12 protein-coding genes are annotated in these 9,065 nt (G+C 41.2%); all 12 read left to right on the top strand.

What is annotated here, in order from left to right:
* Positions 1 to 748, top strand: a 748-nt coding sequence (locus tag BCU68_RS12375; protein ID WP_102565320.1) for a chemotaxis protein CheW, incomplete at its 5' end; no start/stop codon positions are given.
* A 35-nt stretch (positions 749 to 783) separates the two neighbouring features.
* A complete protein-coding gene (locus BCU68_RS12370) occupies positions 784 to 1,281 on the top strand; it encodes a chemotaxis protein CheW (protein WP_102565055.1) in 498 nt (165 codons plus the stop codon).
* Entirely contained in the window at positions 1,281 to 1,790 is a 510-nt protein-coding gene (locus BCU68_RS12365) for a DUF2802 domain-containing protein (RefSeq protein WP_102565054.1), read from the top strand. Before BCU68_RS12370 ends, BCU68_RS12365 begins: the two co-directional genes overlap by 1 nt.
* A 207-nt stretch (positions 1,791 to 1,997) precedes the next feature.
* Positions 1,998 to 2,612, top strand: coding sequence for a cytochrome c biogenesis heme-transporting ATPase CcmA (gene ccmA, locus BCU68_RS12360; protein WP_102565053.1), 615 nt, complete (start codon positions 1,998 to 2,000; stop codon positions 2,610 to 2,612).
* 3 nt (positions 2,613 to 2,615) lie between these two features.
* Positions 2,616 to 3,284: a heme exporter protein CcmB gene (gene ccmB / locus BCU68_RS12355; protein ID WP_102565052.1), complete on the top strand. Its 669-nt coding sequence runs from the start codon at positions 2,616 to 2,618 to the stop codon at positions 3,282 to 3,284.
* Between the two features lie 53 nt (positions 3,285 to 3,337).
* On the top strand, positions 3,338 to 4,102 hold the full coding sequence (locus BCU68_RS12350) for a heme ABC transporter permease (protein ID WP_102565051.1): 765 nt from the start codon (positions 3,338 to 3,340) through the stop codon (positions 4,100 to 4,102).
* 14 nt (positions 4,103 to 4,116) lie between these two features.
* Entirely contained in the window at positions 4,117 to 4,323 is a 207-nt protein-coding gene (ccmD, locus tag BCU68_RS12345; RefSeq protein WP_102565050.1) for a heme exporter protein CcmD, read from the top strand.
* Positions 4,320 to 4,802, top strand: coding sequence for a cytochrome c maturation protein CcmE (gene ccmE / locus BCU68_RS12340; RefSeq protein WP_102565049.1), 483 nt, complete (start codon positions 4,320 to 4,322; stop codon positions 4,800 to 4,802). Before ccmD ends, ccmE begins: the two co-directional genes overlap by 4 nt.
* Positions 4,802 to 6,754: a heme lyase CcmF/NrfE family subunit gene (locus BCU68_RS12335; RefSeq protein WP_102565048.1), complete on the top strand. Its 1,953-nt coding sequence runs from the start codon at positions 4,802 to 4,804 to the stop codon at positions 6,752 to 6,754. Before ccmE ends, BCU68_RS12335 begins: the two co-directional genes overlap by 1 nt.
* Entirely contained in the window at positions 6,755 to 7,306 is a 552-nt protein-coding gene (locus BCU68_RS12330) for a DsbE family thiol:disulfide interchange protein (protein ID WP_102565047.1), read from the top strand. It abuts the gene before it with no gap.
* The gene (locus BCU68_RS12325; RefSeq protein WP_102565046.1) at positions 7,306 to 7,794 is read left to right on the top strand and encodes a cytochrome c-type biogenesis protein; all 489 of its coding nucleotides are present in this window, start codon (positions 7,306 to 7,308) and stop codon (positions 7,792 to 7,794) included. Before BCU68_RS12330 ends, BCU68_RS12325 begins: the two co-directional genes overlap by 1 nt.
* Entirely contained in the window at positions 7,794 to 9,008 is a 1,215-nt protein-coding gene (gene ccmI / locus BCU68_RS12320; protein ID WP_102565045.1) for a c-type cytochrome biogenesis protein CcmI, read from the top strand. The genes BCU68_RS12325 and ccmI overlap by 1 nt, the downstream gene beginning before the upstream one ends.
* Positions 9,009 to 9,065: the final 57 nt, after the last annotated feature.

The following is a 9,065-nucleotide window of genomic DNA, read 5'->3' as shown; positions in this document are numbered from 1 at the left end:
AGAGCCAGAGCCAGAGCCAGAACTTGTATGGTTTGATGAACCAATAGAACCCGATTTTGGTGATGTTGAACGGTTGCTGAGTCAAGTTTCCTTAACAGTTCCCGCTGCTCCGGTTGATGAATTACAAGAGTGGGATATATATCCTATTACTGAAAATGCCTGTCAAAATATGGAGGATTTCAGTCATACGAATGAATATAATACCGAATCGAGTGTTGAGGTTGTGGGCGATACTCAACCGTTAGATGTCTCATTGCCAAAGCAATCGAAACCAGAACCTGTCTGGGAAAGTAGTGCTCGAGAGCAAGAGTTTCAAGTACTGTACTTTGAAGTCAATGGTGTCATTTTTGCAGTACCTCTTGATGAACTTGGCGGTATTCATCAGCTGAGTGATGTTAACCACTTAATTGGTCGCCCTGAATGGTATTTAGGTTTACAAACTACACACTCAGGTCAACTTGATGTCGTCGATACAGCATGTTGGGTAATGGCAGATAAGTTAGACAATCAAGATTATCAAGAGAGTTATCAATATATCGTTTTGCTTGGTGAAAGCCGTTGGGGCTTGGCTTGTTCCGAGCTTAAGGGGACAGAACTTGTACAAAAACACCAGATTCGTTGGCGAGAAAAGGCGGGTAAACGGCCTTGGTTAGCGGGAATGGTGACGAATAAAATGTGCGCTTTAATTCATGTTGAAGCCATGATTACAATGCTTAACTCAGGGCTAGATGTAAAAGCATTAAATTAATAGTTGTTGTCGATATCGACATAAAGAGGAAAAATATGTCTCAAGCTTTTGGTGTAGAAGTTAGAAAAGATCAAGGCAATAATGATGAAATATTGCAATGGGTGACTTTTCAATTAGAAGAAGAAACTTATGGCATAAATGTAATGCAGGTTCGCGAAGTATTAAGATATACCGAGATTGCTCCGGTTCCTGGTGCTCCTGACTATGTCTTAGGTATCATTAACCTTCGTGGTAATGTTGTGACAGTTATTGATACTCGTTCACGCTTTGGTCTAATGCCTGGTGATATCACCGATAACACGCGTATCATTGTTATCGAATCAGAGCGTCAAGTGATTGGTATTTTAGTAGATAGTGTTGCTGAAGTGGTTTATTTACGCTCTTCAGAAATCGACACTACACCAAGTGTTGGCACTGATGAAGGTTCGAAATTTATTCAGGGTGTCAGCAATCGTGAGGGTAAGTTACTTATTCTTGTCGATTTGAATAAATTACTAACTGAAGACGAATGGGATGATATGGACCACATCTAATGGTTGATAGTTTATTTGCATTGATGCCTTGGCTAGTGTCCGGCGCTGTTTTTGGTGTTGTTATTATCTTTATTTTAATGTTAAAGATTAATAGTGCATTAAAAAAACAGCAAGCACAGCTACGCCAGCAACTTCGTCACGCTGAAAAAGAGTGGCAAAAAGGGAACCAGCAATTACTCGAAGTGCGCTCTGTTGTTGTCGGTTTAGGGCAAAGAATAAATGATCAACAAGGTGTCATGAATCACCTGACTGAACGAATTGTTGAACTTGAGAATAGTGACAATGATGGTCGACTTTATACTCGAGCAACGAAAATGGTTCAGTTAGGCGCTGGCTTAAATGAGCTTATTGAAGAGTGTGAGCTACCGAAAGCAGAAGCTGAATTAATGATGTCCTTACAAAATAAGATCGCAGGAAAAGAAACAGTCCCGCCATTAAGTGGTCATTTTGATGCGCAGCGTAATGAGGCTCGATCTAGGTATCGACCAACTCGAGCCAGAAAAGAATAATAAAAAAAGAGACTACGGTCTCTTTTTTATTACCTATCATTTAAAAGTATGAAAGTTTTATACCTCTTTAGGGTAAAAAAGGTAAAAGTGTGATGAAAGATGAATGTATTTATCTCTAGATTAGTGACTCGTAAAGCGCTTATCCTATTTTGTCCTAGCAAGGGTATGCTAATATAGATCTCTTAATTTTTAGTATTGATTAAAACTATGCTCGAAGTATCTAATTTAACCGCAATACGTGATGAAAGGGTGTTATTTGAATCTCTTTCGTTTGCGATTCAGCCAGGTGAACTCGTACAAGTTGAAGGCCGTAATGGTACAGGTAAAACCACATTACTACGTATTTTAACAGGCCTTGGCGATAGCGATGAGGGTGAGATCCACTGGAAGGGACTTGCTGTGTCATCAAATCGGGAAGAGTTTCATCAAGACCTGCTCTTTCTTGGTCATCAGGCGGGTGTAAAGCGCGAGCTAACAGCATTTGAAAATTTACGTTTTTACCAATCAATACATAATCCAACGTACTCAAAAAACGATATTTTAGCAGCGTTAACACAGGTTGGTTTAGCTGGTCGAGAAGATGTACCTGTTGGGCAACTATCAGCAGGTCAGCAGCGTCGTGTAGCGCTCGCTCGCCTTTGGTTAAGTCGGCAGATGCTTTGGATTTTAGATGAACCACTGACGGCCATTGATAAGCAGGGCGTTAAAGTTCTCGAAAATTTATTTTTAGAGCATGCCCAATCAGGTGGGATCGTTATTTTAACCACTCATCAAGATATGTTTGCTGACTCAACGATTAGAAAAATTAAGTTAGGGGAGTGATCGATGTTCACTACAATGCAAACTATTGTTCACCGTGAGTTGTTGATCGCTTTTCGACGCCAAGCTGATATTTTTAATCCGTTATGGTTTTTCATTATAGTGATCACGCTATTTCCTTTGAGTATCGGGCCAGAGCCTAATTTACTCGCTCGAATTGCAGCCGGCATTATTTGGGTGGCTGCTTTATTATCGGCATTACTTTCATTAGAACGTCTGTTTAGCGCAGATTTTTTAGATGGCTCTCTCGAGCAAATGATGCTGATGCCGACGCCATTATCAATCGTAGTGATTTCTAAAGTAATTGCTCATTGGTTGCTGACAGGTTTGCCATTATTGTTGATTAGTCCACTACTAGCCGTATTGTTGTCGCTTGATTTCAACACTTGGCTCTCGGTCGTGCTAACCTTGTTATTGGGTACGCCAACGTTAAGCTTTATTGGTGCCATTGGCGTAGCATTAACGGTTGGGTTACAAAAAGGTGGGGTGTTATTAAGCCTACTTATTTTGCCTTTATATATACCAATTTTAATTTTTGCGACTTCAGCGATTGATGCAGCGTCGCTGGGGATGAGTTATAACGGCCAACTTGCCATTTTAGGGGCAATGTTAATGGCAGCGATTACAGCAACACCTTTTGCTATCAGTGCAGCATTACGTATCAGTGTTAATTGAACACCGATCTGATGGCATTCATTATTTATATTGAAGTTTAAGAGAGAATCAACATGTGGAAATGGCTCCATCCTTATGCCAAACCAGAGAAAGCTTATCAATTAAGTAGTCAATTACTGCCTTGGTTTTCGGTTTTAGCCCTAGCCTGTCTTGTTGTCGGTACTGTTTGGGGGCTTGCTTTTGCTCCTTCAGATTATCAGCAAGGTAACAGTTTTCGAATTATCTATATCCATGTGCCATCTGCTATTTGGTCTATGGGGGCTTATATGTCGATGGCCATTGCTGCTTTTATTGGATTGGTTTGGCAAGTTAGACTTTCTAATATGGCAGCTTTAGCTATGGCGCCAATTGGGGCTGTCTTTACCTTCATTGCTCTGCTAACTGGTGCGGTATGGGGCAAGCCTATGTGGGGAGCCTGGTGGGTTTGGGATGCTCGCTTAACCTCTGAATTAATCTTATTATTTTTATATCTTGGAGTGATTGCGCTTTATCACGCATTTGACGATCAAAAGACCGCGGCTAAAGCAGCGGGTATCTTGGCGATTGTAGGTGTGATTAATTTGCCTATTATTCATTTTTCTGTTGAATGGTGGAACACCCTGCATCAAGGTGCAACCATTACCAAATTTGATAAGCCCTCTATGTCTAGCGATATGCTATGGCCATTATTATTAAATATGGTGGGTTTTGGCTTTTTCTTTGCTGCAGTCACTATGATTCGTTTTCGTAATGAAATTATCAGAAAAGAGAGTCACCGTCCTTGGGTGCAGAAATTAGCTGCAACGATGAATAATCGTCAGACTGAAAGTGAACAGTAGACAGGTAATCGACTATGTATTTTGAATCTTTAACTGATTTTTGGGCTATGGGTGGCTATGCCACGTATGTATGGGGTGCGTTTGGTATTACTTTCTTATCGATGTTGATACTACTCGCTTCAAGTCTACGTGATAGCAAGTCGCTACTCATTGAAGTTCAAGCAAAAATTGATCGTCAGGCACGTATTGATGCCGCTAAAAAAATGGAGAACACACTATGACACCAAGACGTAAAAAAAGGCTGGGTATTATCCTTGCCATTTTTATTGGTATCAGTGCGACTGTAGGTTTACTGCTTTATGCTCTAAATCAAAATATGGACTTGTTCTACACCCCAACGGAATTGGTAAACGGTAAGCCAGATGGTTCAAAGCCCCACGTTGGGCAGCGACTTCGAATTGGTGGCATGGTTGTCGAAGGCAGCGTTAAACGCGATCAGCAATCTTTGCAGGTTAGCTTTGATCTTGCCGATATCGGCCCAAAAGTGACTATTTTATATGATGGTATTTTGCCGGATTTATTCCGCGAAGGGCAAGGTATTGTCGCGCAGGGTGAACTTATCGATGAGCGAACCATTCAGGCCTTTGAAGTACTTGCCAAGCACGATGAAGAGTATATGCCATCTGAAGTTGCAAAAGCGATGGAAAAAACCCATGAGCCTTTGCAATATTCAACAGAACAGACAAAAGGAAGTAATTAATGATTGCTGAAATAGGTCATTTTGCTCTAATTCTTTCTTTAGGGCTGGCTATTTTATTAAGTGCGTTACCGCTTTACGGTGCGTCACGCAATAATACAATGCTAATGAATACCGCAAGGCCTTTGTCTTGGGGAATGTTTTTACTGCTGTTTATCTCTTTTGTGATTTTATGTTGGTCATTTTACGTTAATGACTTTACCGTGGAGTATGTGGCAAATAATTCAAATAGCTTACTCCCTTGGTACTACCGTATTACTGCTGTATGGGGTGGACATGAAGGGTCATTACTATTATGGGTTTTAATTCAAGCGGGTTGGACTGTTGCTGTAGCAAGCTTTAGTCGTGGTATGCCTCAAGAGTCTGTCGCGCGAGTGCTTGCTATTATGGGCTTAATCACAGTCGGGTTCTTACTGTTTGTGATTTTGACTTCAAACCCTTTTACCCGCACATTGCCTTTTTTCCCTATTGATGGACGAGATTTAAACCCACTTTTACAAGATCCTGGTTTGATCGTTCACCCACCAATGCTTTATATGGGCTATGTTGGTTTTTCTGTAGCGTTCTCATTTGCTATCGCCTCTTTACTTGCTGGGCGTTTAGATACCGCTTGGGCGCGTTGGTCACGTCCTTGGACTATTGCTGCTTGGTCTTTCTTAACCGTTGGTATCGCTCTGGGTTCATGGTGGGCATATTATGAACTTGGCTGGGGTGGCTGGTGGTTCTGGGATCCGGTAGAAAATGCGTCTTTCATGCCTTGGCTTGCTGGTACGGCTTTGATGCACTCATTAGCTGTGACGGAAAAACGTGGCACTTTTAAGGCGTGGACAGTATTACTGGCCATCTCTGCATTTTCGTTAAGCCTTTTAGGTACTTTCTTAGTGCGTTCTGGCGTGCTTGTGTCAGTGCATGCTTTTGCTTCTGATCCTGCTCGTGGCATGTTTATTTTAGGCTTCTTAGTCTTTGTTATCGGTGGCTCTTTACTTCTGTTTGCATTTAAAGGCGCCGCAGTCCGAGTGCGAGGTAACTTTTCGTTATTTTCACGAGAGAACGCACTGTTATCGAATAATATCCTACTCATGGCCGCTTTAATGATTGTGCTGGTTGGCACACTTTTACCGTTAGTGCATAAGCAGATTGGGTTAGGGTCTGTTTCGATTGGTGAACCGTTCTTTAATATGCTGTTTTCATGGTTGATGATCCCTTTTTCCTTTATTTTGGGCATAGGACCTTTAGTGCGTTGGAAGCGTGACAGTTTATCGTCGCTGATTAAGCCTATGCTTGTTTCAGGTATCGCCTCTTTAGTTTTAGCTTATGCTTTTGTGATTCTTTTAGCCGATCGCTTTACTGGTTTGGCTTTCATGGGATGGGTAATGGCATTGTGGATTATTTTGATGCATAGCTATGAGCTTTATGTTCGTGCAACTCATCGTTATCCATTCATGCAAGGTATTACCAAATTACAGCGTAGTCATTGGGCGATGATGTTTGCTCATATTGGTTTAGCAGTCACGGTTATTGGTATCACTATGGTGCAAAACTACGATATCGAGAGAGATGTTCGCTTAGCGCCAGGTGAGTACTTCCAGTTACAAGGCTATGATTTTTATTTCTCGGGTGTAAGAGATAAAGATGGACCAAACTACGATGGTTATATTGCCGATTTTGAGATCACTCGAGATGGTAAATATGTGAATACTCTGCATGCAGAAAAACGTTTTTATACCACAGCAAGATCAATGATGACCGAAGCAGCGATCGATCGTGGCTTTACACGTGATTTATATATTGCGATGGGTGAGCGTTTAGATGATAACCACTCATGGGCGGTACGTATCTATTACAAGCCTTTTGTTCGTTGGATTTGGGCTGGTTCGCTCTTTATGGCACTAGGTGGTGCAATTGCTATCAGCGATAAACGCTATCGTTTTCGTCGTAAAGAACAGGAAGCATAAATGATGAAGAAAACTTTATTTATTCCATTTATCCTTTTTATTTTATTGGCGCTATTTTTTGCTAAGCAATTAAAGCTCAACCAAGGCGGCGATGATCCAACTAAGCTTGAGTCTGTCCTGATTGGCAAAGAAGTGCCGAGTTTTCGCTTAGAAGATTTGAATCAAGCAGATAAAATCTATGATCAATCGGTTTTTAAAGGTGAGCCGATGCTGTTTAATGTGTGGGCGACATGGTGTCCAACATGTTATGCAGAGCATCATTACCTAAATGAACTGAAAGAGAATGGCGTTAAAATTATGGGCCTCAACTATAAAGATGACCGTGCTAAAGCGATCAAGTGGTTAGAGGAACTTGGTAACCCTTATCTGCATACCTTTTATGATGGCAATGGCATGCTGGGCTTAGACATGGGCGTTTATGGCGCACCAGAGACATTTTTAATTGATAAAGATGGCATCATTCGTTACCGACATGTCGGTGATGTTAATGAGCGCAACTGGGAGCAGACGTTAAAACCTATGTATGACCAATTATTAGCAGAGGCAAACTGATGAAAAAGTGGTTATTGGCTCTTTTATGTTGTAGTGCGTTTTCTTTGGCTACTCATGCAGCAATTGAAATACATACTTTTGATAACACTGAGCAGGAGCTTCAATTTCAAGAATTGAACAAGACGCTTCGCTGCCCTAAGTGTCAAAATAATACCATTGGCGATTCTAATGCTGAACTCGCTCAAGATCTGCGTCAAAAAGTGTATGAAATGACAAAGGAAGGAAAGTCTAAGAGTGAGATCATTGATTATATGATTGCACGCTATGGCAACTTTGTTACTTATAATCCACCTTTGACGCCAGCAACCGCTATTTTATGGTTTGGCCCTATTGGTGTGATTGTCTTTGGTTTTTCATTGATCATTTTACGCAGTCGAAGAGGTAAATCCCAGCAAGAAGACGCTAAACAAGATGATGATTGGAATGAAGAAAAAGAATCACGTCTTAATGCCTTATTAGATGAACAGAAAAGCGGAGATAAATCATAATGACGTTCTTTTGGATATCGACAGCGTTACTGACTTTATTTACATGTGCACTAGTTGCCATCCCATTTATAAAGCAGAAAGCTAACCAGGATGCTGAGTTACGAGATGAGTTAAATAAGGCGTTATATAAAGACCGCTTATCTGAACTTGAGGTCGAAACAGAAGAGGGCTTAGTTGAAGATCAGCAAGCGTTAATAGCAGATTTAAAGCAATCCCTACTTGATGATGTACCCCAGGAAGAAATGCACGATAAAACGTCAATATCGCCAATGGCTGTGTTTATACCATCATGCGTATTTGTCGTGGTATTAAGTTACTTTATGTATGCTCAGTTTGGTGCTTCAAAAGAGGTGGCAGAGTGGCAACAAGTTAATGCAAACCTTCCAGGTTTATCTCAAAAGTTGATGTCGCCTGAAGGGGCTTCGTTAACGGATGATGAAATGAGTGACTTGACATTGGCGCTACGTACGCGCTTGTACCACAATCCTAGTGATTCAACAGGTTGGTTACTTTTAGGTCGCATAGGTCTAGCAAACCGTGATGTGACTACGGCGATAGATGCAATGAAAAAAGCGTATCGCTTAGAGCCTGATAATGATGATGTTGCTTTAGGCTATGCGCAAGCGCTAATGTTATCACAAGATGAAAGTGAGCAAAATGAAGCACGCATAATGCTAACTCGTTTAGTGCAGCAAGATTATGTCGATTTGCGCGTTTTTTCTTTACTCGCTTTTGATGCATTTGAGCGCCAAGATTATATGGGTGCAACAAAGTACTGGAGCATTATGCAGCAGATGATAGGGCCTGATGATAGCCGCTATGAAATGCTACAAAGAAGTATTGAAAGTGCTCGCTCTAAAATGGGTGATACCTTTACGCCAAGTAAAAGTGTTTCGGTAACGATTTCTATTACTGATGCGGTGCAAGCACCAGCCGATGCAAGTTTAATTGTCTCGGTTCATCCTGCTGATGGGTCACCTATGCCAATTGCTGCAGCTCGTTACCCACTAGGCACCTTTCCTAGGACGGTGGTACTAGATGATGGTAACAGCATGCTTCAAGGGCAAAAGCTGTCTGATCTTGAAGCTGTTATTGTTAAAGCGAGAATTGATAGCGATGGTAGTGTTTCTACTCGTGATAATGATTGGTATGGTGAAAGTGAAGTAGTAGAGCTTGGCCATCCAGTTAGTTTGGAGATTAGCCAACAATACTAATACTATTATACATTTAGCATAATATTTGCTATGTATTATAGAAGGCTAGCGATTGCT

It is taken from the genome of Vibrio sp. 10N.286.49.B3 (genome assembly GCF_002873395.1).
Taxonomy (GTDB): domain Bacteria; phylum Pseudomonadota; class Gammaproteobacteria; order Enterobacterales; family Vibrionaceae; genus Vibrio.
The sequence above is the reverse complement of the archived record's forward strand: the minus strand, read 5'-3'. Positions and strand labels throughout refer to the sequence as shown.

Bases quoted from the DNA above. Each gene is read 5' to 3' on its own strand.
- BCU68_RS12370 (WP_102565055.1), top strand. From the start codon at position 784: ATGTCTCAAGCTTTTGGTGTAGAAGTTAGAAAAGATCAAGGCAATAAT.
- BCU68_RS12365 (WP_102565054.1), top strand. From the start codon at position 1,281: ATGGTTGATAGTTTATTTGCATTGATGCCTTGGCTAGTGTCCGGCGCT.
- ccmA (WP_102565053.1), top strand. From the start codon at position 1,998: ATGCTCGAAGTATCTAATTTAACCGCAATACGTGATGAAAGGGTGTTA.
- ccmB (WP_102565052.1), top strand. From the start codon at position 2,616: ATGTTCACTACAATGCAAACTATTGTTCACCGTGAGTTGTTGATCGCT.
- BCU68_RS12350 (WP_102565051.1), top strand. From the start codon at position 3,338: ATGTGGAAATGGCTCCATCCTTATGCCAAACCAGAGAAAGCTTATCAA.
- ccmD (WP_102565050.1), top strand. From the start codon at position 4,117: ATGTATTTTGAATCTTTAACTGATTTTTGGGCTATGGGTGGCTATGCC.
- ccmE (WP_102565049.1), top strand. From the start codon at position 4,320: ATGACACCAAGACGTAAAAAAAGGCTGGGTATTATCCTTGCCATTTTT.
- BCU68_RS12335 (WP_102565048.1), top strand. From the start codon at position 4,802: ATGATTGCTGAAATAGGTCATTTTGCTCTAATTCTTTCTTTAGGGCTG.
- BCU68_RS12330 (WP_102565047.1), top strand. From the start codon at position 6,755: ATGATGAAGAAAACTTTATTTATTCCATTTATCCTTTTTATTTTATTG.
- BCU68_RS12325 (WP_102565046.1), top strand. From the start codon at position 7,306: ATGAAAAAGTGGTTATTGGCTCTTTTATGTTGTAGTGCGTTTTCTTTG.
- ccmI (WP_102565045.1), top strand. From the start codon at position 7,794: ATGACGTTCTTTTGGATATCGACAGCGTTACTGACTTTATTTACATGT.